This window comes from Streptomyces polyrhachis (assembly GCF_042663125.1).
GTDB lineage: Bacteria > Actinomycetota > Actinomycetes > Streptomycetales > Streptomycetaceae > Streptomyces > Streptomyces polyrhachii.
Genome location: NZ_JBHSZO010000039.1, coordinates 1 through 23,250, shown reverse-complemented (window position 1 = coordinate 23,250; position 23,250 = coordinate 1). Strand labels below are relative to the sequence as shown.

General features: G+C 71.5%; 8 protein-coding genes. 6 read left to right on the top strand and 2 right to left on the bottom strand.

Translation table 11 applies throughout. The annotated features are described in order from the left end of the window. Positions 1–37: 37 nt before the first annotated feature. The 5 genes from ACFQLX_RS21295 to ACFQLX_RS21275 all read left to right on the top strand — a co-directional run bounded on the left by ACFQLX_RS21295 (position 38) and on the right by ACFQLX_RS21275 (position 18,667). Entirely contained in the window at positions 38–8,758 is an 8,721-nt protein-coding gene (locus ACFQLX_RS21295) for a type I polyketide synthase (RefSeq protein ID WP_386417510.1), read from the top strand. Next, positions 8,758–14,181, top strand: a complete 5,424-nt coding sequence (locus ACFQLX_RS21290; protein ID WP_386417508.1) for a beta-ketoacyl synthase N-terminal-like domain-containing protein — start codon at positions 8,758–8,760, stop codon at positions 14,179–14,181. The genes ACFQLX_RS21295 and ACFQLX_RS21290 overlap by 1 nt, the downstream gene beginning before the upstream one ends. A gap of 82 nt (positions 14,182–14,263) precedes the next feature. Further along, positions 14,264–15,931 (top strand): NAD(P)/FAD-dependent oxidoreductase, encoded by a 1,668-nt coding sequence (locus tag ACFQLX_RS21285; protein WP_386417507.1) that lies wholly within the window; start codon positions 14,264–14,266, stop codon positions 15,929–15,931. 14 nt (positions 15,932–15,945) lie between these two features. Continuing rightward, positions 15,946–17,769 (top strand): NAD(P)/FAD-dependent oxidoreductase, encoded by a 1,824-nt coding sequence (locus ACFQLX_RS21280; RefSeq protein WP_386417505.1) that lies wholly within the window; start codon positions 15,946–15,948, stop codon positions 17,767–17,769. A 223-nt stretch (positions 17,770–17,992) separates the two neighbouring features. After that, positions 17,993–18,667 carry a TetR/AcrR family transcriptional regulator gene (locus ACFQLX_RS21275; protein WP_386417503.1) on the top strand — a complete coding sequence of 225 codons (675 nt, stop codon included), beginning with the start codon at positions 17,993–17,995 and terminating at the stop codon, positions 18,665–18,667. A gap of 121 nt (positions 18,668–18,788) precedes the next feature. On the opposite strand, the gene ACFQLX_RS21270 is transcribed toward ACFQLX_RS21275, so the two are convergent. Together ACFQLX_RS21270 and ACFQLX_RS21265 are read right to left on the bottom strand one after the other, a co-directional pair. Then, on the bottom strand, positions 18,789–20,537 hold the full coding sequence (locus ACFQLX_RS21270) for an MFS transporter (RefSeq protein WP_386417501.1): 1,749 nt from the start codon (positions 20,535–20,537) through the stop codon (positions 18,789–18,791). A 237-nt stretch (positions 20,538–20,774) separates the two neighbouring features. Continuing rightward, positions 20,775–21,362: a TetR/AcrR family transcriptional regulator gene (locus tag ACFQLX_RS21265; RefSeq protein ID WP_386417499.1), complete on the bottom strand. Its 588-nt coding sequence runs from the start codon at positions 21,360–21,362 to the stop codon at positions 20,775–20,777. Positions 21,363–21,770: 408 nt separating this feature from the next. On the opposite strand from ACFQLX_RS21265, the gene ACFQLX_RS21260 reads away from it, so the two are divergent. Further along, positions 21,771–23,250 (top strand): 2-oxoacid:acceptor oxidoreductase subunit alpha (locus tag ACFQLX_RS21260; RefSeq protein WP_386417497.1); only part of this gene is annotated, 1,480 nt, incomplete at its 3' end.

Here is a 23,250-nt window from a genome sequence, read left to right as displayed (position 1 = left end):
CCACCCGTCTGACGTACTCCTTCCAGGAGGGGGATCCATGCCCGCCCGCAACGGAACCGCCAACGATCCGGCCATAGCCCTTGTCGGCATCGGGTGCCGCTATCCGGGTGGGGTCATCGATCCCGCGTCCTTCTGGCACGTACTGCGCGACGGTGTCGATGTGATCGGGGAGATCCCACCCGAACGCTGGGGGCCGGAGTACATCAGCGCGGACGGGTCCGCCCCCGGCACCGGGTACTGCCGCTACGCGGGGGTGCTGCCGGGACTCGACCGGTTCGACGCCGACTTCTTCGGCATCTCCTTCCGCGAGGCACGCGAGATGGATCCGCAGCAGCGGCTCCTGCTCGAGGTCTCCTGGGAGGCCCTGGAGAACGCCGGGCTCACCAAGTCCCAGCTCTCGGGCTCCCGTACAGGCGTCTTCTTCGGCATGCTCGGCATGGACTACACGCTGCTGCACTCCAAGACGCGGGGCGTGAAGGGCATCGACCCGTACTACGCCAGCGGCAAGGAGTTCAGCTTCGCGCCCGGTCGCGTCGCCTACACCCTGGGGCTGCACGGGCCCGCACTCGCGGTGAACACCGCCTGCTCCTCCTCCCTGGTCGCCGTCCACCTGGCCTGCCGCGCGCTGGCCGGCGGTGAAGCGGACACCGCGCTCGCGGGCGGCGTCAACGTGCTCGCCGCCCCCGAGCTCTCCATCTTCATGAGCAAGGTGCAGGCCCTGTCACCCACGGGGCGGTGCAAGCCGTTCGCGGCCGAGGCGGACGGCATCGTACGGGGCGAGGGCTGCGGCGTCGTCGTACTGAAACGGCTCGACGACGCGCTCGCCGACGACGACCAGGTACTCGCGGTCATCCGGGGCAGCGCCTTCAACCACGACGGCCGCAGCGCGGGCCTCACCGTGCCCAACGCCTCAGCGCAGGAAGCCCTGCTGCGAGATGCACTGCGCCGCGCCGACGCCACGCCCCACGAGGTCGCGTTCGTCGAGACGCACGGCACCGGCACCCCGCTCGGCGACCCGATCGAGGCCTTCGCGCTGTCCGAGGTCTTCGGACCCGGCCGGGATCCCGCTCGCAAGCTCCACATCGGCTCCCACAAGGCCAACTTCGGACACACGGACGCTGCCGCAGGTGTCGCCGCCCTGATCAAGACCGTACTGACCGCCCAAAACCGGCTGGTCCCGCCCCAACTGCACCTCACCACCCCCAACCCGGCCATCCCCTGGGCTGACGGCCCCCTGGCCGTTTCGGCCCAGGCCTGCCCGCTGGACGCGAGCGAGGACACCCTCTTCGGCGTGAGCGCCTTCGGTCTCAGCGGCACCAACGCCCATGTGCTCCTGTCCGCGCCCGCCCAACAGCCGGCGCCCGAAGCGGCGGCGCCCGCGGCGGCTTCGCGCGTACTGCTGCTCTCCGGCTCCACCCAGGCCGCCCTCCAGCAGCGTGCCCGCGACCTGGCCGGCACGCTGGAGGGGGAGCAGCCCCTGGCCGATGTACTGCACACCGCGGCGGTGCGGCGTACCCATCACGAGGCACGCGCCACCGTGATCGGCGCGAACGCGGAGGAGCTGCGCTCCTCGCTGCGCGGGCTCGCCGAGGGCAGCCCCGACGAGCGCACGGTGACCGGCACGGCCGAAGTCCGACGGCGCCACCGGACCGTGTTCGTCTTCTCCGGGCAGGGCTCGCAGTGGCGCGGCATGGGTCTGGACCTGTGGGAGCATGAACCAGTCGCCGCGGCCAGCCTGGAGCGCAGCGACGAGGTGCTCCGCTCGGCAGGTCTGCCCGGTCTGCACGAACTGCTCGGCGAGGGCGACCCCGCTGCCACCGAGTTCGCCCAACCCACTGTTGTCGCACTGCAGTTGGCGCTGGCGGAGGTCTGGACGTCACGCGGGGTGGTGCCGTCCAAGGTCGTGGGACACAGTCTCGGCGAGATCTCAGCGGCCTGCTTCACCGGCGCCCTCGACCTGTCCACCGCGCTCGATCTCGCCGTACGGCGCGGGCGCATCATGGCCGACGCCGCGGGCACCGGGCGGATGCTCGTGGTGGCGCTCCCCGAGGAGGAGGCCGTCCAGGCCGCTGCCGGAACAGGACGCCCTGTCACGGTCGCCACGGTCAACGGACCGAGCACCACGGTGCTCGCCGGTTCCGGGGAGGACCTGACGGCGATCGCGTCGCTGCTGCGCGAGCAGTCCGTCAGCGCCCGGTTCGTGCCCGGCGACTACGCCTTCCACAGCCCGGCGATGACCCCCTTCGCCGAGCTGCTCCGTGCCGAACTGGCGGACCTGCCGGCGGTGGACCGGCCCGCCGCGTTCGTTTCCACGGTCTGGCCCGACGAGCCGGTGGCCATGCTGGACGCCGACTACTGGGCCGCCAACATGCTGCGCCCGGTGCGCTTCTGGCCTGCCGTGCGCGAACTGCTGCAGGGGATGGGCGCCGACTTCGTCGAGATCGGCCCGCACCCCACCCTCGTACGGCCGCTCAACGACGCGCTCACGTCACTGCGCCGTCAGGGTGTGGCCGTCGGCTCGCTGCGCAGAGACACCGACGGGCCGGCGACGCTGCTGGCCTCACTCGCCGAACTGCACTGCGCCGGCGCCGAGGTCCGCTGGGCCGACCTGATTCCGGGCAGGTCGGCCGTGCTACCCCGGCATCCATGGCAGCACGAGTCGTTCTGGCTGCCCGGGGTGGCACCGGGCAGCCAGTACGCTCCCGGCGCCGCGCCCGGCGCTCAGGCGACGGCCGCCCGGCTCGCCGTACAGCTGCTCGGCCCCTCGGGTGATCCGATCGGGCCCGCCCGGCAGCTGGATCTGACCGCACCGCCCACAGACGAGGCGCCCTCGGGCGACCTCATGGCACCGGTGGAACCGCCCCGCTCCGCCGGCGCCGCCCCGGACACGGCCCCGACTGCTGACGGGACCATCCGGGAAGCCGTCCCGTCCGCTGCCGCCCCGCACCACTCCCCTGCGGGAGCACAGGCGGCGGACGGGACGACCGCCCTCCAGTCCGGCAGCCGGGCGGCCGTCGGCCCGGCGAGCGCCGATCGTGAGCGCAGGTCGCTGATGCGGCTGGCCTCGCATGTGCTGGCGGAGGTCCTGGGGCAGGACACGGAGCGGCGCATCCCGCCCCGGCGCGGCTTCGCCGACCTCGGTCTGGACTCACTGAGCATCGTGGAGTTCGTGGACCGGCTCGGTCTAGGCCTCGGTCTGGACATCCCGCTCTCGACCCCCTTCGAGCACCCCTGCCTGGACGAGCTTGTCGACCATCTGCTGCCCGCGGTGACGGCGCGCAAGGCGGAGCAGGTCCAGGCACAGGCGTTGGCCACCGCACAGCCTGCGGTACCGGCCGCGAAGCCGGTCCCCATGGCGGCAGCCACCCCGGCCCCGGCGCCGGCCCCTGTCGACGACCCGGTCGCCGTGGTCGGTATGAGCTGCCGCTTCCCCGGCGCCCCCTCGGTGCAGGACTACTGGCAGCTGCTGCTTGAGGGCCGCGAGGCCATCCGCGACGTTCCCGCGGACCGCTGGGACGGTCGGGCGCTGCTGTCCGACGGGTCCGGGTCATGGACGCCCGGCACGATCACGTCGCTGCGCGGCGGCTACCTCAACGACGTACGCGGCTTCGACGCGGCCTTCTTCCGGATCTCGCCCCGCGAGGCCCGCAGCCTCGACCCGCAGCACCGCCTCTTCCTGGAGGTCGCCTACGAGGCGCTGGAGGACGCCGGAGCGACCAGGGACCGGCTGCGCGCCTCCGCGACCGGCGTCTTCGTCGGCATGAACAGCGCGGACCACGCACTGCGCGTCGGCAGCCGCCTCCAGGACGTCGACCTGTACTACGGCACCGGCAACTCCTTCGCCGGTGCGGCCGGTCGGCTCTCGTACTTCCTGGGACTCACCGGTCCCAGCATGGCCGTGGACACCGCGTGCTCGTCCTCGCTGACTGCCGTGCACCTGGCCGTTCAGAGCCTGCACACGGGCGAGAGCGATCTGGCGGTGGCAGGTGGTGTCAACGTGATCCTCAGCCCGGTGATCCCGATCGCGGTGTCGGCCGGCGGCGCGCTCTCCCCCAGCGGCCAGTGCCGTACGTTCGACGAGTCCGCCGACGGCTATCTGCGCGGCGAGGGGTCAGGCGCCGTCGTACTGAAACGCCTCTCGACCGCGCTCGCCGACGGGGACCGGATCTACGCCGTACTGCCGGGCAGCGCGGTGAACCAGGACGGGGCCAGCAGCGGACTCACCGTGCCGAACGGCACGGCGCAGCGTGCCCTGATCGAACAGGCCCTCCAGCAGGCCGGGTTGAGTGGCCCTGACGTCGGCTACGCGGAGGCGCACGGAACTGGTACACCGCTCGGTGACCCCATCGAGCTGCGGGCGCTCGCCCAGGCGCTGCGCCCCGGTGGTCCCGGCGGCGCACCGCTTCTCGTCGGCTCGGCGAAGCCCAACATCGGGCATCTTGAGGCCTCCGCCGGGATGGCCGGACTCATCAAGGCGGTCCTGTCAGTGCACCGGGGGCGCATCGCGCCACACATCGGTGTGACCACCGAGCCGACCCGGCAGGTCGCCTGGGAGCGGCTGGGACTGCGGATCGCCGGGAGCACACAGCAGTGGCCCGGGGAGGGGCGGCGCCGGATCGCGGGTGTCAGCTCCTTCGGGTTCACCGGAACCAACGCGCACGTCCTGGTGGCCCAGGCGCCGGTCCCGGACCCGGGCCGGCCGGCCGGGGATCTCCCGGCGCGCTTCGCGCTGCCGCTGTCCGCCGCGCAGGCCACGGCGCTGCCGGCCGCCGCCAGGCAGTACCTCCCCCTGGTGGAATCCGGCGACGCGGCAGCCCTCGCCGACCTGGCGTACACGGCCTCCGCCCGCCGCAGTCATCTCGAGCAGCGGGCCGTCGTGGTCGGCCAGGACGTGGAGGGGGTGCGCTTGGCCCTGCGGTCCATGGGCCGGGGCGAGGAACACCCACGCGTCCTGGTGGGAACGGCGGAGTTGGAGCGCAGCTGCGTGTTCGTCTTCTCCGGGTTCGGCTCCCAGTGGACCGGCATGGGGCGCCGACTTCTGGAGACAGAGCCGGTGTTCCGGGACGCGGTGCTGGCCTGCGAGGAGGAGATGCGCAAGTGGATCGCCTGGTCCCCGCTGGCCTCGCTGCGCGGCGAAGCAAACAGCCGCCCCTTCGACGAGGGAATCCCGCAGGAACTGGTCTTCGCCGTCCAGGTCGGCCTGGTCGAACTGTGGCGCAGCTGGGGTGTGGTGCCGGCAGCGGTTGTCGGGCACAGCATGGGCGAGGTCGCCGCCGCCTGGACCGCCGGGGCGCTGACCCTGGCTCAGGCGGCGGAGGTCCTGTGCCTGCGCTCGCGGCTCCTTGACACGCTGGTCGGCACCGGCGGCTCCATCGTCGTCGGGCTGCCTCCCGCGGACCTCGCTCCGTACTTGGTCCTGTACGAGGACACGTTGGGCATCGCCGCCATCAACGGCCCGCGCACCACGGTGGTCGCTGGTGACGTGGACGCGCTGGCGGAGCTGACCGAGGAGCTGACCGAGGCGAATGTGTTCGTGCGCCGGGTCCGGGTTCCGGTGGCGCCGCACTCGCCGCTGATGGAGCCGCTGCGGGAGCGGCTCGTATCCGGCCTGGCGCATCTGGTGCCGTCCGAGTCCCGTATCCCGCTGTACTCCGCCGTGGAGGGCCGCGAGGTGGCGGGCTCCTCACTCACCGCCGGGTACTGGGGCCGCAATCTGCGCGACACCGTGCTCTTCCAGGATGCCGTGAGCGCGGTCGAGGACCCGCAGGACCGGGTGTTCGTCGAGGTGTCCCCGCATCCGGTGCTGGTCTCCGGCATCGAGGAGTCGCTGCGGGCCGCCGGCGTGCACCGCCCCGTGGTGCTGCCTTCCCTGGTCCGCGACGAGGACGAACTGGGCACATTGCTCACCGGTCTCGGCACCCTCCACGCTCAGGGCGCCCCCGTCGACTGGGCAGCGTTCGCCGGCCCCGGCCGCACGGTGGTGGATCTGCCCGGCTACCCCTGGCAGCGCAAGGAGCACTGGCTGGCGGACAACCCGCTGGACCGCGCCTCGGCATCGGGTGCCCTCGTCGGCACCCCGGTGCGCCCCGCCACCGCTCCGTGGACGGCCCTGCTCCCGGTGGGGATCGACGGGACCCGCAGCCCCTGGCAGGTCAGCGGCTCCGGAGCCGCTACGACCGTCTCGCCGCCCGCGCTCCTGGAGGCCGCCCTCACCTCGGCCGCGGCGACCGGCTCTCCGGCGCCGGCCCTCTACGGCGTGCGGTTCGGCAGCCCGCCCCGTACGGACGAGGAAGGCCGGGCGGATCTGCAGACCGTGGTTGACACCCGGCAGGGAACCCTCGCGCTGCGAGCGCCGACCGGGTGGGCGCAAGACGGCGAAGCTGCCCTGAGCGCGTCCACCGAGGCCCCGATCGCGCCTGCCTCCGCTGCGGTCGACCCCGGCGAGCTGGCCGACGACGAGCCCTTGCGGGCCTCGCTGGCCGACCGCCTCCCAGGGCTTGACCTGCGCTCGGCCGGCAGCGGACGAGGAGCTGCGGAGGTCACCGTGAAGCTGTCCGACGGAGCCTCCCGCCACCGCCTGCCCGCCGAACTGCTCCGCTTGGCTCTGCACTTGGTGTCCGACGGCGCGGGGACCGGCCTTGAGGGACCGGACTGCGAGCCCCTGCCCGCGAGTATCGCCTCCGTCCGCGTCAACGCCGCCCTGGAGGGAACCGTACGCGTCCGCCGCGGTCTGCTTCGCACGGGTGCGGAGGAACGGCCGGAGGCGGATGTGGTCGTACTCGACGCGGCGGGGCGGATCGTGGCGGAGCTGGCCGGGCTGCGTCTGGCAGCCGCCCCCGCACCGGCCTTTGACGACCCGGACCGGGGCCGGATCGACTCGCTGCTGTACCGGATGGTCTGGAATCCCGCCGGTCAGCGGCCGGCCGACCGGGACGGCGCCTGGCCGGTGCCCGCCGCGCGCTGGCTGGTGTGCGGTGACACCGATCAGTTGGCCGGCGCGGTGGCCGAGGGGCTGCGCTCGGCGGGCTGCGAGGTGCGCCGGGTGCGCTCGGCGGGGGCGGCCGGCAGCGGGGATCTCGTCCTTGACCCGACCGACCGGGAGGCGTGGCAGACGCTGCTCGCGGCGCACGCCGACGAGTCGACCACCGGGATCTGTGATCTGTGGCCGCTGGAGGATCTCGGCTCGCACCCTGACGGGTGGCGCGCCACGACCGCGCTCACCGCGGCGCTGGCCGGAGCCGAGGGCACGGTGCCGCGCCTGTGGCTGGTCACCCGGCACGCCCTGCTGCCGACCGGGCACGAGGGCTTCCCCGACGGCAACCAGGGAGCCCACGCGGGGCTCGGCCGTACCTTGGCGATGACCCGGCCAAAGGCCTGGGGCGGACATGTCGACCTCAGCCGGGGCAGCGCGGAGGAACTGCGCGCCCTGGTGACGCGACTGCTGAGTGCGCCGGGCGACGAGCACGTCCGGGTGGAGCACTCCTCGGTGCACGTGGGTTCGCTGGTGCGTGTCCAGGCGCCAAAGCGCACCCACGCGCGGCCGCTGTCCGCCGAAGGCTGGCATGTGGTAACCGGCTCCGGCGGCGCCCTGATGCCCCCGGTGGTGGACTGGCTGGTCGGCGCGGGGGCTCGCCGGATCGTCCTCGTCGACACGGATCCCGCACCGGCTGCTCCCCTGCCCGCGGCTGAGCGCATCGCCCGGTGGCAGGCCGTCGGCGCGGAGGTCCGCACCCTCCGGACCCAGGCGTCCATGGACGAACTAGGCGTCCTGGTCCAGCGGTTGAGGGCGGACGGCGGCATCGCCGGGGTGCTGTGCGCGGCCGCTCCTGAGCTGGCGACACCGCTGGAGGCGACCACCGAGGCCGTGCTGCGGACCGAGTGGAACCGCGCCGAGACGGCCGAGCAGCTGCACCGGCTGACCGTCAAGGACCCGGTGCGCCTCTTCGTCCTGCTCGGTTCGGTGCCCGGGACCTGGGGGGGTGCCGTCACGGGCGCCGCCGCACCCTCCGACTGGGCACTGCGGGCACTCGCCGCACGGCGCAGGGCGAGCGGGCTACCGGTGGCGCACCTGGAACTAATGCCGCTGGAGGGAAGCCGGCTCCTCGACCAGCGGACGACGCTGCTGCTCAAGTCGAGTGGGGTCGCCGCGCTCCGCGAGGCCGACCTGGTCGCCGCGCTCGACCTGCTGGCCAGGGACAACACGGTGCACATGTGCGTGGCCGACGTGGACTGGGAGCTGTTCGGCAGCGCACTCGCCGATGCCCCGCACCGGGAACTGTTCCGCACGGTCATGGGGGCCGCGAAGCAGACCGGCGGCACCGAGTTCATTGCCGGGCTCGGCGTGCTCGACCCCGAGCAGCGCCGGGACCGGATGCTCGACTGGGTGTGCACACAGGTCGCCGGTGTGCTCGGCCTGCCGGAGGACGACCTCAGGGCCGACCAGGGCTTCTTCGAACTCGGCATGGACTCGGTGATGTCGCTGACGCTGCGACTGCGGCTGGCCAGGGAGTTGGAGACCGAGCTGTCCTCGACAGTCGCCTTCGAGCACCCGACCGCGCTGGCGCTCACCGCGCACCTGCTGGAGCAGCTCGGCCATCCGGCCGTCGGCGCCGGGGGTGCCACCGCGGATACGACCGGACCCGACGTGTCCCCGGTCGATGCGGGCGGAGACACGGACGACCTCGACGACGAGGAACTGCTACGCCAACTGGAGGCGGAGATCTCCGACTCACAGGTGCTTGGATTTGAGGAGAACTGATGACGAAGAGCCATGCCGAGCAGCCGAGCCAGGACGCACTCCGCGGCCGGCTGAAGGACTCCCTCGGCACTATTCGCAGTCTGCGCGCCCGGGTCCAGGAACTTTCCCGGCCTCAGCCGCTTGCCGTGATCGGCCTCTCCTGCCGGCTGCCGGGTGGCTCCACCCCCGAGCAGTTCTGGCAGTCGCTGGCCGACGGGCACGACGCGACATCCCGGTTTCCCGAGGAACGGCACTCCGTCACGGGCTTCTACCATCCGGATCCGGACCATCCGGGCACCGCGTACACCCTGTCGGGGAACTTCCTCGACGGTCCGGTGGACACCTTCGACCCGACCGTGTTCGGTATCTCGCCGCGCGAGGCCGCAGGGATGGACCCGCAGCAGCGCCTGGTGCTCGAACTGGCCTGGGAGGCCATGGAGGATGCCTGTCTGCCGCCGAGCGATCTGGAGGGGAGCCGGGTCGGGGTCTTCCTCGGCGCCAGCACGAGCGACTACGTGCGAATGCGGCAGCAGAAGGGCTCCATGGCGGATGTCGATGCCTATCAGCTGATCGGCGAGCCGAGCTTCCTGGCGGGCCGGATCTCGTACACCTTCGGCTTCCAGGGTCCCAGCATGGTGATCGACACGGCCTGCTCCTCCTCGTTGGTGGCGCTGGAGCAGGCTGTGCAGTCGCTGCGGTCCGGCGCTTGCGACATGGCGCTGGTCGGCGGCGTGAACCTGATGCTGTCGCCCTATGGATTCGTTCTGGTCAGCAAGTTGCGGGCGCTGTCCCCCGACGGCCGCTGCAAGACCTTCGACGCCTCGGCCGACGGGTACGCCCGAGGCGAGGGGGGCGCCCTGTTCGTACTGAAGCGGCTAAGCGAGGCCGAGGCCGCCGGGGACCGGGTCCTGGCAGTAGTGCGCGGTGTGGCGACTGAGCACGACGGGCGCAGCAGCGGTCTCACGGTCCCCAATCCGGCCGCGCAGCAGAGCGTCATCACCTCCGCGCTCAAGGACGCCGGGATCTCCCCCGCCGATCTCACCTACGTCGAGGCCCACGGCACCGGCACCCAACTGGGCGACCCCATCGAACTGAAGGCCCTGGACGCTGTCACCAGGAGCGGGCGTCCGGCGCAGCGGCCGCTCCTCATCGGTTCGGTGAAGACCAACATCGGCCATCTGGAGCCGGCCGCCGGCGCCGCGGGCCTGTTGAAGGTGGTCCTGGCCCTCCAGCACGACACGCTCCCCCGCCACCTCCACCTGAACGAACCGAACCCGCAGGTCCCCTGGGACACCCTCAACTTGAAGATCACCAAGGAGGAGACGGCCTGGCCGGAGGGTCCCAGGACAGCCGGGGTGAGCAGTTTCGGCGCCAGTGGCACCAACGCGCATACCGTGCTCTCCCAGGCGCCGCAGCCGACCCCCCGCGAGGGCGCTCCCCGCAAGGTCGGGCTGCTGACCCTCAGCGCCAACAGCCCGGAGGCGCTGCGGGAGATGGCGACGGCGTACGGGGCCCGGGTGCGCCGCACCGACGCACGCACCCTCTCGGATATCTGCTACTCCTCGCACATCGGGCGGGCCCGGATGAAGTACGGGCTGAGCGTGACCGGCGACCGCGATCAGCTCGCCGCGGGCCTGGCCGCGTTCGCCGCCTCGGAGCGTGTGGACCACGTCTCCTCGCACGGCCCGTCGGGTGCCAAGGCGCGCCGACTGGGCTGGCTGTTCACCGGCCAGGGTGCGCAGTACGCCGGGATGGCCACCTCCCTGGCGGCCACCGAGCCGGTCTTCGCCGACGCGCTCACACAGGTGGTCGAGGCCCTCGACCGCTGTCTGGACGAGCCGCTCGGCCCGGCCCTGTCCGACGGCGAGCGCATCAACCGTACGGGCTTCACCCAGCCGGCGCTCTTCGCCGTGGAGTACGCGCTGGCGAAGATGTGGGAGGCGTGGGGTGTCCGGCCGACCGCGTTGATCGGGCACAGCCTGGGCGAGATCACGGCGGCCTGCGTCGCGGGGGTGCACTCGCTCGACGATGCCGCCCGGCTCGTCGCCGCCCGGGCCCGGCTGATGGAGTCGCTGCCCGCGGGCGGCGTGATGGAGACCCTGGTCTGCGACGAGGCGACTGTCCGGGCGGCGATAGCCGAGGCCGCTCCGGTGCCGCAGGTGGCGGTGGCCGCAGTCAACGGGCCGACGGATGTGGTCCTTTCGGGCCCCGAGGAGGAGGTCGCCAAGGTCGTCGGCGTGCTGGCAGCCCGCAGGGTCAAGCACCGCCGGCTCCTCGTCTCGCACGCCTTCCACTCACCCCTGATGGCCCCGATGATCGATGAGTTCCGCAAGGTCACCGAGACCCTGACGTTCCATCACCCCGTGTATCCGGTCATCTCCAATGTCACGGGCCGCGAGTGGGGACCCGATCAGCTGCGTCCCGGCTACTGGTCCGAGCACGTGCTGGCGCCGGTGCGCTTCTACGCGGGTGTCACCGCGCTGTACGAGGCGGGCTGCCGCACCTTTCTCGAGCTCGGTCCCGCACCGGTGCTGCTCGGGCTCGGTGCCCGCTGCCTTCCCGAGGACGGCGTCGGCTGGATCCCCTCACTGCGCCGGGACCGCGAGGACGCGCACATCGTGGGCCAGGCCCTCGGGGCGCTGCACCACCGCGGCATACCGGTCGACTGGGACGCGGTGCACCGCGAAGAGAAGCCGCGCCGGACCTCACTGCCCAGCTACCCGTGGCAGCGCGAACGGTACTGGTTCAACGACAGCCCCGAGGAAGGCACCTCGGAGTTCACGGCCGACGACGCGCCGGGAGCGCTCTTCGAGGGCCATCTGCTGTCGGGATCGCCCACCTTCTCGCCGGAACTCGACGATCTGTCCGAGGTGTTCGTCCAGATCGGACCGGACGGACGGCGGTCCGTGTCGGCGGGCGGCTTCTGCAACTGGGCACTGGCCGGCGCCGCGGAACTGCCCGGCGCGCAGCCCCGGGTGGTGGACCGGTTCATGGTGGGCGAGCCGCTGCTCCTGGACCCCGGGCTGCGGCCCGCTCAGGTACGGGTCTACGTACTGCCCCAGGACGACGAGGGGCGTTCGCTGTTCCTGTGCTTCTCCAGGCACGGCATCGACTCCGCTGAGAGCGGCAGTTGGCGGCTGCACGCCCGCGGTGTGCTGGTGCGCCGTCCCACGGACTCCCGTCGCGCGGGCGGCGACCTCGATTCGGTACGGGCCCGGTGCGTGTCGATCGCCCCTACCGACATCTCGGTTCCCGGCTGGGCCGAGCCGGTCCTCAACGAGGTCTACCAGGGGCCCGGCGAGGTGCTCGCCGAAGTCAACCGGGAAGCCGAGCAACTGCCCCGGGGAGCCCTGCTGGACCTGACGCTGGGTCTGCTGCGCCAGTCCGAGAAGGCCCCGCAGGCCGGCGGGACTCCCGCGCCCAGGTCCGCGCCCGAGGACACCCGGCGCTATGTCCACGGCTGGCTCGACCCGGTCGAGGAGGCCGGCGAGCTCCGTGGCGGCCTGGAGATCCTGGGCTCCGACGGCAGCGTGCTGATCATGATGCGGGATGTCCATCTGCGCTCCACGAGCCCCGCCGCCGCGGAGGTGCCCCGCACCGCACGGGCGGAGACGGTGTGGGAGCAGGTCTGGCGTCCGGCCGACCCGGAGCGGTTCGTTGAGCGGAGCCTGCACGGGGAGCGGGTGCTGCTGGTCGGCTCGGGCGCTGCCGCGACCGCCGGTACGGACCCGGGTCTGCTGGAGGCCGTGTCCAGGCAGCTGGCCCTGCGCGGAGCGATGGTCACCCAGGCCGCGCCGTCCAGCCGTGCGGTCCTGCGTGCTCTGGCCGAGAGCGGGCCGTACGGACATCTCGTCCTGCTGAGCGGCCTGGACCTGCCGGTGACCGGGTACGGCGCCGAGTCGGTGGGACAGGCACGGGCCCAGGCGGAGCATGTGTTCCTGGCCGCCGCCCGGCAGTTGGCGGTCGAGGAAGCCACCACCCGGCTGTGGGTGGTGACCCGCGGCGCCCAGTGGACCGGCCACGGGCAGCGTGACATCTGCCTGCCCGCGGCCCCTCTGTGGGGGCTGGGCAAGGTGGCCGCACTGGAGCACCCCGAGCTGTGGGGCGGTCTCCTCGACCTGGATCCGGCGGGCGAGGCGGAGGAGGCGGAGCGGATTGCCGCCCTCCTCGCCACGAGCACCGCAGAGGATCTGACGGCCCGGCGCGGCGGCACCGTGCTGGTGCCGCGGCTGGTGGCCGCCGGATCCGAAAAGGCTGCCGAGCCTCCGGTGCCGCGCCTGAGCGACCTCGGCAGCTATCTCGTCACCGGCGGTCTGGGGAGCCTTGGCCTGCTGCTGGGCGAGTGGCTGGCCAAGAACGGAGCGGGCACCGTTGTACTGGTCGGCCGTACCGGCCTTCCGGACCGTGCGGCCTGGGACGACCCGCAACACGACGACACCACTGCGCGCCGTATCGCCGGCGTCCGTCGCATCGAGGCCCAAGGTGCCGATGTGCGAGTGGTGGCGCTGGATGCCGCCGACGAATCGGCGCTGCGCTCGCTGACCGGCCGACTGAGGTTGTCCGGGCGTCCGCTGCGCGGCGTGGTGCACGCGGCGGGGCTGTCGGAGCCGCAGTTCCTGCGGGAGGGCGAGGCGTCCACCTACGATCGGTGCCTGCACGCGAAGGTGGACGGTACCTGGGCACTGCACCACGCCACCATCGACCAGAACCTGGACCTGTTCGTCTCCTTCTCCTCCATCGCTTCGGTATGGGGCTCGCAGCACCTGGCCGGCTACTCGGCGGCAAACGCCTTCCTGGACTCCTTCGCCTACTACCGGCAGTCCAAGGGGCTCGCCGCCACGACGGTCGCCTGGGGGCCGTGGGCCGCACAGTCGGGGCTCGCGGACGACTCGGTGATGGCCTTCCTGCGTTCCATCGGACTGCACCAGCTCAACCCCGACCACGCGCTGGAACTGCTCGGGGAGGCCGTGGCCGAGGGGATCGCCCACCGTACGGTGTGCTCGGCGGACTGGTCGCTGTTCCGCGACCTGATGGAGGCGCGGCGGGAGCGGCCCATCCTCAGCGAGATCCGCAGCGCGCCCGCCGGGGATCCGGCCGCAGACGGCGGGCTGAGCGCGCTGACCGCCCGGCTGATCGGGCTCGACAGCCGCGAACGTCTCGCCGAGCTCGACGAGTACATCCGCGTCCAGCTCTCCGGGATCCTGCGCCTGGAGCTGGACATCCTCACCGAGGACACCCGGCTCGCCGATATGGGGCTGGACAGCCTCATGGTGATGGAGCTGATCGGCCGCTGCCGCGACGACCTGGGCCTGGAGATCAACAGCCGTGACTTCTTCGCCTGCCCCGGCATCAACTGGGGTTCCTTCCTCCACGGGCTGATCGAGGAGAGGTATCCCGCCGCCACCAGTGCGCCGGCCCCGCCGCCACCCGCGGACCAGGCATGACGGCCGGGTGCCGGGCCACCGCGCGCGCCCGCCTGTACCCCGGCACCACCACTGCGTTTCGACACCTGGAGGAAAGAACACCATGCAACCGCTGCCCGCATCCGGCACACCCGGCAAGGCCGTCCATGACGTCGCCATCCTGGGCGCCGGAATCGCCGGATCCATCCTGGCGGCCATCCTGTCCCGCAACGGGGTGAGGACGGTCCTGATCGACGCCGGTACCCACCCGCGCTTCGCCGTGGGCGAGTCCACCATCCCGTACACGTCGGTGATGCTGCGCGTCCTCGCCGCGCGCTACGAGGTGCCTGAGATCGCGCATCTGAGCCACTTCTCGACGATGCGCTCCAAGGTGTCCTCAAACAACGGCCAGAAACGGAACTTCGGCTTCGTATACCACCGCGAGGGAGAGGCCCAGGATGCCGGCGAAATCAACCAGTTCGTCATTCCCGTAGCGCTGTCCACCGAATCCCACATGTTCCGCCAGGACGTCGACTCGTACATGTTCGGTGTCGCGGTGCGCTACGGCGCGGTGCCGCGGCTCGGCACCCGGGTGTCGGACGTCGAGGTGGACGGTTCGGGAGTCACCCTGGCGGTGGAGAACGGGCCCGCGATCCGCGCCCGGTACGTCGTGGACGCGGGGGGGCACAACTCGCCGCTGGCCAGGAAGTTCGCCCTGCGTGACGAGGTTCCCCAGCAGCGCACCCACTCGCGGGCCCTCTTCACCCACATGCTCGGGGTGCGCCCGTACGACGAGTGCCCCGCCGGCCTCAAGCACGACAACCCGAGCCCCTGGCACCAGGGCACCCTGCACCACGTCTTCGACGGGGGCTGGGTGTGGGTCATCCCCTTCGACAACCACCGGGGTGCCACCAACCGGCTGTGCAGCGTCGGTCTGACCCTGGATCCGCGCAGGCACCCGAAGACCGGTCTCCCACCGGAGCAGGAGTTCGCGCAGTTCCTGGAGCGCTTCCCGGACATCGCCCCGCAGTTCAGGTACGCGAAGGCGGCACGCCCCTGGGTGTCCACCGGGCGGCTGCAGTACTCCTCGCAGCAGGTCGTCGGCGACCGCTTCTGCCTGACCTCGCACGCGGCCGGCTTTGTGGACGCGCTGTACTCACGCGGCCTGACGAACACCACCGATGTGGTCAACTCGCTGGCCTGGCGGCTGATCGAGGCGGCCGGGGACGACGACTTCTCAGCCGAGCGCTTCGCGCACGTCCAGACGCTCCAGCAGGGCCTCGTGCGGTCCCATGACGACGTGGTGGCATCCTCGTTCACCTCGTTCCGGGACTACGGGATGTGGAACGCCACATTTCGCATGTGGGCGCTGGGTACGGTTCTCGGCACGCTCAACGCCCAGGACGCGCTCACCCGGTTCCAGCGCTCCAAGGACCCGTTCATCTGGCGCGAGTTGGAGGCGCAGCCGTACCCCGGGGCTCTGTTCCCGGCAAGTGAGGGCTTCAACAAGATCACTGATGCCGCCTGGGGCGCCTGCCGCGACGTCGAGTCCGGTCTGGCGACCACCGACCACGCCACGGGCGAACTGTTCGACCTGCTGCAGGACGACGGCTACGCACCGCCGCCGTTCGGCCTGCACGACCCGGCGAACCGCTTCTACAACCCCAATCCGGCCCGCATGATCCGCACCATGCACTGGGCCAAGCGCGGGTCGGCGGCCGCAGACACCGGCCCGGTGGTGGCCGGCGCGCTCGGCGGCTTCCTGCGATCCCGTCTGCGCAGGCACTCATGAGGGAGTACGGGCCGATGCCCATGGACGAGAACACGGCACAGTCATCCGCCGCGGGCGCCCCCCGACGATCCGCACAGGACTGGGCGGAGGGCGCCGAGGCAGTGGGGGCGGCGGAGTCCTCGCTGCCGAGCGAGTCCGCCGCGGCCCGCACCGAGCCGGACAGCCAGGGCACCCCGCCCAGCGGGCGGGCAGGCGCTGCCGCAGCCGGCAGCCCCGCGAGCACGGCGCGCCACACGGTCGCCGTGCTCGGCGCCCATCTCGGCGGCGGCATGCTCGCCGCGATCCTGGCCCGCGCCGGGATCGACGTGGTCCTTGTCGACTCGCCGCACGACGCCACCACGGCGGCGGGGGAGACAACGGTCCCGTACACCGCGGAGGTCTTCGAACTGCTGGCCCGCCGCTACGGAGTGCCGGAGCTGTCCGCGCTGGGGCATTTCGGCGAGCTGCCCGCGGAAATCCGCAGCACGTCCGGGGTCAAGCGGAGTATCGGCTTCGTGTACGCGCGACCGGGTGCCCCCGTACGGCCGCATCACGTGGTGCAGTTCAACGTGCCGAGCGAGCACGGCGAGTCGCATCTGTACCGCCCCGACGTGGACGCCTGGGTGCACCGCCTTGCCGTGGACTACGGCGCCCGGGTGCCGCCAGGCCGCGCGACGTTCACCGACGTGGTGGGCGAGGCCGGCGACTTCCGTGTCCGACTGGCCGACGGCAGCAGCGTCAGGGCTGCGTTCGTGGTCGACATGTCCGGACCCGACGCGCCGATGCTGCGGCGCCTGGGCCCCGATCCTGCTCTGCGTCCGCTGCGGCACTCCTCGCGGGTACTGACCGCGCATCTGCGGGGCGTCCGACCGCTGGAGCGGCGGGTGGACCCTGGCAGCGGGGGCACTCCCTGGACGGGGGGCACCACGCAGGTGGTCTTCCCCGGCGGGTGGATCCAACTCGTACCGTTCGGTGAGCAGCGCACCGGCGAGACCGCGCTGACCAGCGTGGCGGTGAGCCTCGACGCCAAGCTGTGGCCGCAGCGATCGGCCTCTGCCGAGGAGGACTTCCAGCAGGTGATCAGCCGCTTCCCGGATCTGCGGTGGCAGTTCGCGCAGGCGGCAGCGGTCCGTCCGTGGACGGGCTCCGAGCCGTGGCAGTACGGCGCCAACGCCACCGCCGGCGAGGGCTTCGTCGTCCTCGAACGCTCTGCCGTGCGCTGCGACTTCACGCTCTCGCGTGATGTCACCCTGACCGCGGAGCTGGTACACGAGGCGGCCGCGCACCTCATCTCCGCGGCGGACAGCGGAGACTGGTCGGTAGCGCGCTTCCGGCCGCTGGAATCGTTCCAGGACTCGCTGATCGAGCACGGGGAGCGGCTGCTGAGTACGGCGCTGACAGCCACCACCGACTTCCGGCTCTGGAACGCCTTCTGCCGCGTCTGGCTGCTGCACTCGATGTTCGCCGCACTGTCCCTCAAGCGGGCCCGCAACGACGCCCTGGCCCGACCGGGGCGGCCCGACCAGTGGCGTGAGCTGGGGCGGTTCAGGGGCGCGGGCCTGTGGTTTCCCGTCTATCCGGGATTCGTCGCGTTGTTCGACGACATGGACCGGCTGGCACGGCAGGTCGCGGACAGCAGGCTGGCGCCGGGCGCCGCGGCCGAACGAGTCTTCGGCCGGCTGCGCAGCGCTTCGTTCGTCCCGCCCCTGTTCGCCTTCGGTGATCCGACCGACCGCTACTACAACTTCACCCCGCTGAAACGGGTCAAAGTACTGCTATGGGCCAAACGCCGCGCCCCGCATATGGTGCAGCGGGTCCTGACCCCGGGGGCCACCGTCCTGCCCGACACCGACCGATAGGCGCGAGAGCCGCCGACGAGCATCCTGCCAGCGGAACCGCCGCACCGCACGGGCCCTCGGGCATGGGACCGTCGGCGGCGGTTCCCTGTCGTGCGCCACCCGCGCGAGTGGCGCACCCAGCCTTCCCCGGCGCAAGTGGAATTCCTTCCCCGGGGAGCCCTCCCCCGGGGAAGGGTGGTACCGTCGATTTCCTGTAACAGTGAATTAACCCGAAGGGGGACTGGTGGACATCGGAAACAGGACCCCCCGCGCCGCGCAGGCCGACGCCCAGCCGGCCTCCGCCGCCCCGGGACGCCGATCCCCCTCGCGCGGTGGCGGCCGCCGCCCCGGCCAGAGCGGCACCAGGGAGCACATCCTCGACGCGGCGCTCGAACTCTTCGCGGCCAAGGGGTACTCGGGCACCACGATGCGTGCGATCGCCCAGCAGGCACGGGTCGACCCCGCCCTCATCCACCACTTCTTCGGCAACAAGGAAGGCGCGTTCCAGGACGCGGTCGCCTCCCGGCTCGACACCGCGGCCCTCTTCGACTCCCTGACAGCCGCCAGCGCGCAGTCGGCCCCGGAACGTCCGGGCGAGCGGATCGCCCGGACGTTCCTGTCCTTCTGGGAGAGCCCGTCGACCCGTCCCGCGCTCGTCGCCGTCTACCGCACCGGGCTGTCGGACGAGGCCGCATCCAGGACCTTCCGCGACCAGATCGAGGACGGCTTCGCAACCTGCATCCGGCACCTCGCGCCCCTGGGGGGCGAGACGGTCCCCGCGCTGGCCTCTCTGGTGTCCGCGCAGCTCGCCGGCCTGGTGATGCTGCGTTACGTCCTGCACATGGAACCGCTCGCCTCACTCGATTTCGAAGAGCTCATCGAGTGGTACAGCCCCGCCCTGGACGTGCACTTCGACTGACCGTCCCGAACCTAGGGCCCGTATCAAGCCCCCCGGGACGATGACCCAGGCGGCCGCCGCGAGCACGGGGTTGACCAGGGCGCCGCGGACCGCCCCCCGGTGGGGCCGCCCTTCGCTTCGGTCAGGCGCCTCCGGGAACGTCCTGTACGTCCTCGGGGCGAACCTTCGGCAGCGCCAGGACCAGCAGGCACGACAGGCCGAAGCAGCCGATCTGCCAGAACGCGACCTGCCCGAAGCTGTCGCTGAAGTTGGACTTGCGGGCCTCGGGAACCGCCCTGCCGAGCACCGCGGCCTGGACCTTCGCCCTGGTCCCAGCCGGTACGGGAGCGCTCGCCACCTCCTGCTGGACAGCGACGCAGCTCCCCGGCGTGGCGGTGAGGTCCTTCTGGTTCATCTTGTCGTGGAAGCAGTTGCGGAACCCGGTGATGACGTGTGCCTGCTGCTGCGCGGACAGTCCGGCCGCGGCGAGGTCGCCGCGCAGTTCCGGCAGCGCCGACCTGCTGGCCCCGTCTGCGTTCGAACCGAGCAGGCCGAAGAAGAGGATGCCCGCGACGGAGATGCCGATGGCGATGCCGACCTGCTGCACGGTGGCGAGCATGCCGGACGCCGCGCCGGCCTCACGGGAGCGGATACCGGCCAGGATGATGCCGGTGCACGGGGCGAGGAAGAAGCCGCCGCCGAGGCCGGCGACCATCAGCGAGGGGACCAACTGGTAGCCGTGCAGGTCCGATCCGGCCCAGTGCAGGGTGCCCATGACGCCCGAGATGCCGACCAGCAGCAGACCGCTGCCGAGTGCGAGGGTCTTGGTGCCCAGCCGTTTGACCACGGCGGCCGAGCGGGCGGAGCCCACCGCGATGAGTGCGGCGAAGCCGAGGCTGACCAGGCCGGCGGAGATCGGCGTGTAGCCGAAGCCGATCTGCAGGCTCATGAAGAAGACCATGAAGAACGACGGGATGCCGGCGAAGAACACCACGCTGATCAGCAGTCCGACGGTGAAGGACCGTTCCCTGAAGAGGCCGCTGGGCACCAGCGGCGACCTGTCGGCACGCTTGGACAGCGCGGCCTCGTACCCGAAGAACCCGGCGAGCACGAGCGGGCTCAGCGCCAGGAGCACAAGGCTCCAGAGCGGCCAGTCGTGTTCACGGCCGATGACCAGCGGCAGGATCAGGCTGAAGAGCCCGACACTGAGAACGGCCGCCCCGGTGACGTCGAGCCGTCGTGCGCCCTCCGCCGAGGACTCCGGAATCCTGGCCAGTCCCAGCAGCAGGGCGATCAGTCCGACCGGCAGGTTGACGTAGAAGATCGCGCGCCAGTCGGTGCCCAGGAGGTCCAGCTCGATCAGCCAGCCGCCGAGCACCGGGCCCAGGACCGTGCCCAGACCCATCGACGCCCCGTACATCGCCAGGGCCTTGGGGCGCTCTTTCGCCGAGAACGTGATCTGGATAATGGACAGGACCTGGGGGAACATCAGGCCCGAGCACAGGCCCTGCAGAGCGCGGGAGGCGATCAGGAAGGTCGAGCCGGGGGCCGCGCCGCACAGCACCGAGGCGAGTGTGAAGCCCAGCATGCCGATCAGGAAGATCTTGCGGCGGCCATGGATGTCGCCGAGCCTGCCGCCCGTGACCAGGGAGCACGCGAAGGCCAGCGAGTAGACGGCGACGACGAGTTGGATCTCGGCGAAGGTCGAGCCGAGGTCGGTCTGCAGCGAGGGCAGCGCGACCATCGTGATCGTGGTGTCCAGCATCTGCATGAAGACGGCGGACAGCGTGACGGCGAGGATCAGCCAGCGCGCCGGGTGGGGAGCGGGCGGCGGTCCGGACGAACCGCCGGGCGCGACCGGTGCCTTCGCAGCCGTGTCGATCGATTCCATGCTCGTGCCTCCTCCTTGGGTGCGCCGGCCGGTGTCAGCGCTCCCCGGGTTATTTCATTGCCCAGTGAAGTCTACGAGTACTGAATTCCCTGGCGCAAGCTCGACGTCCGTACTGCCGACCAACCGGGGAGGTCCCAACGCGCCGGAAGGACACCCTTGTTCACACAGGGGGCGCCTTCGGGATGGACGGGGCGGGCATACCTTCGGGCGGCTCCGGAGCACTCCGCGCAGTCAGCGTCACACCACCGGTTCGACCGGATCGGACCCGACCGGATCGGCGACGAGGAGGGAGGCCACCGCCGGCGTGAGCAGGCACACCAGCTCCGAGGAGTCCCCGATTCCCCCCGGTCCGCCAGGAAGCAGCCCTCCAGGACGCGACGTCACCACCCCCACGAGCAGACTGCCGATCAGCGCCAGCCTGATCTCGTCCGCGCCCGCGACCCCCTCGGGGATCAGCGACCGGCGCAGCCGCTCCCGGGCTGCCGGCAGATCGAGCGCGGAGCGCAGTACGCCCAGGATGCGCCGGCGCTGCACGGGGTCACCCCAGTCCGCCACGGCCCGCCGCAGCAGCCACTCCGCCGCGGCCCGATCCCGCCGCCCCACCGCCTCGCGGAACACCTCGGCCGGATGGACCACCTCCGCGACAACGGAGTCGTAGAGGTCCTCCTTGGAGGTGAAGTAGTGGGCGATGAGCGCGGGATCGCAGCGTGCGCACGCCGCCACGGCACGCAGCGACGTATTGCGGTAACCGAGCTCGGCGAAGAGGTCGGCGGCCGACCGCATGATGTCCTCACGCGCACCGGTCCCGTCCCCGCTCTCGGCCACCGCCGCACCTCCTCTCGCTCACGAGCTTCCAAAGGACGTGCTTCGCCCGGCCCCGGCATGGGCGTCCGCGACCGCAGAACGGCGTGCCGACGAACCTCACGACAGTTCAGCCGACCATGAACTCTACACTTGGTGACTTCTTTGGTCAAAGCCCTTCCGTACCGCCGAAACCTCCAACTCGCCATCGCTACTTGGTCTTTGAACCCGCACCGACGGGCGATCGGCACTCCGGGCACGCAGGGACCGAGGGGGCGTCGGCGGCTCGCACGAACCTCTCCTCGAATAATTCAGCAACCATTGAATTCATCCGAGGATCCTCCTATGCTCGCAGCGGGCTCCCCACCCTCGTTCAGCGCGACGGCTCTGCGGGTGCATGCCCGCGCGCACATTCCGCCCAGGGAGAGGCACGTGCCAGTGACGAAACAGACGGATCGGCTCGACCGGGTCATCATCCGCTTCTCAGGTGACTCGGGCGACGGTATGCAGCTCACGGGTGATCTGTTCACCTCGCAGACGGCATCCTTCGGCAACGACCTGGCGACACTGCCCAACTTCCCCGCCGAGATCCGCGCCCCCGCAGGAACCCTGCCGGGAGTGTCCAGCTTCCAGCTGCACTTCGCGGACCATGACATCCTCACGCCCGGCGACGCACCGAACGTCCTCGTAGCCATGAACCCGGCCGCCCTCAGGGCGAACCTCGCCGACGTCTCCCCCGGTGGTGAGCTCATCGTGAACACCGATGAGTTCACCAAGCGGGCGATGCAGAAGGCCGGTTACGAGACAAGTCCGCTGGAGGACGGTTCCCTGGACGGCTACCACGTCCACTCCGTCCCCCTGAACACCCTCACCGCAGCGGCGCTCGCCGACTCCGGGCTCACCCGCAAGGACGCGGACCGCTGCAAGAACATGTTCGCGCTGGGCCTGCTGTCGTGGATGTACCACCGGCCGACGGAGGGTACCGAGAAGTTCCTGCGTGCCAAGTTCGCCAAGAAGCCGGCCATCGCCGAGGCGAACGTCGCTGCCTTCCGCGCGGGGTGGAACTTCGGTGAGACCACCGAGGACTTCGCCGTCTCCTACGAGGTCGCCCCGGCCACCGCCGCTTTCCCCTCCGGCACGTACCGCAATATCTCCGGCAACCTGGCGCTGTCGTACGGGCTGATCGCCGCCGCCCGCCAGGCCGACCTGCCGCTCTTCCTGGGCTCCTACCCGATCACCCCGGCCTCCGACATCCTGCACGAGCTGTCCCGGCACAAGAACTTCGGCGTACGCACCTTCCAGGCCGAAGACGAGATCGCCGCGGTCGGGGCCGCCCTCGGCGCGGCCTTCGGCGGCGCGCTCGCCGTCACCACTACCTCCGGTCCGGGCATCCTGCTCAAGGCGGAGACCATCGCTCTGGCCGTCTCACTCGAACTGCCGCTGGTGGTCATCGACATCCAACGCGGCGGCCCCTCCACGGGACTGCCGACCAAGACCGAGCAGGCGGACCTCCTCCAGGCAATGTACGGACGCAACGGCGAGGCCCCCGTCCCGATCGTCGCCCCCATGACCTCAGCCGACTGCTTCGACGCCGCACTGGAGGCGACCCGGATCGCACTGGCCTACCGCACTCCGGTCTTCCTGCTCTCCGACGGCTATCTCGCCAACGGCTCCGAGCCATGGAGGATCCCGCACCCGCAGGACCTGCCGGACCTGCGGGTGCAGTTCGCCCGCAGCCCCAACCACACCCTGGCCGACGGTACGGAAGTCTTCTGGCCGTACAAGCGCGATCCGAAGACCCTGGCCCGTCCCTGGGCCGTCCCGGGCACCCCCGGCCTGGAGCACCGTATCGGCGGTATCGAGAAGCAGGACGGCTCGGGCAACATCTCCTACGACCCGGCCAACCACGAGC

What these genes read in the sequence shown, in the direction of transcription:
- ACFQLX_RS21295 (WP_386417510.1), top strand. Translation starts at nt 38, where the DNA reads ATGCCCGCCCGCAACGGAACCGCCAACGATCCGGCCATAGCCCTTGTC.
- ACFQLX_RS21290 (WP_386417508.1), top strand. Translation starts at nt 8,758, where the DNA reads ATGACGAAGAGCCATGCCGAGCAGCCGAGCCAGGACGCACTCCGCGGC.
- ACFQLX_RS21285 (WP_386417507.1), top strand. Translation starts at nt 14,264, where the DNA reads ATGCAACCGCTGCCCGCATCCGGCACACCCGGCAAGGCCGTCCATGAC.
- ACFQLX_RS21280 (WP_386417505.1), top strand. Translation starts at nt 15,946, where the DNA reads ATGCCCATGGACGAGAACACGGCACAGTCATCCGCCGCGGGCGCCCCC.
- ACFQLX_RS21270 (WP_386417501.1), bottom strand. Translation starts at nt 20,537, where the DNA reads ATGGAATCGATCGACACGGCTGCGAAGGCACCGGTCGCGCCCGGCGGT.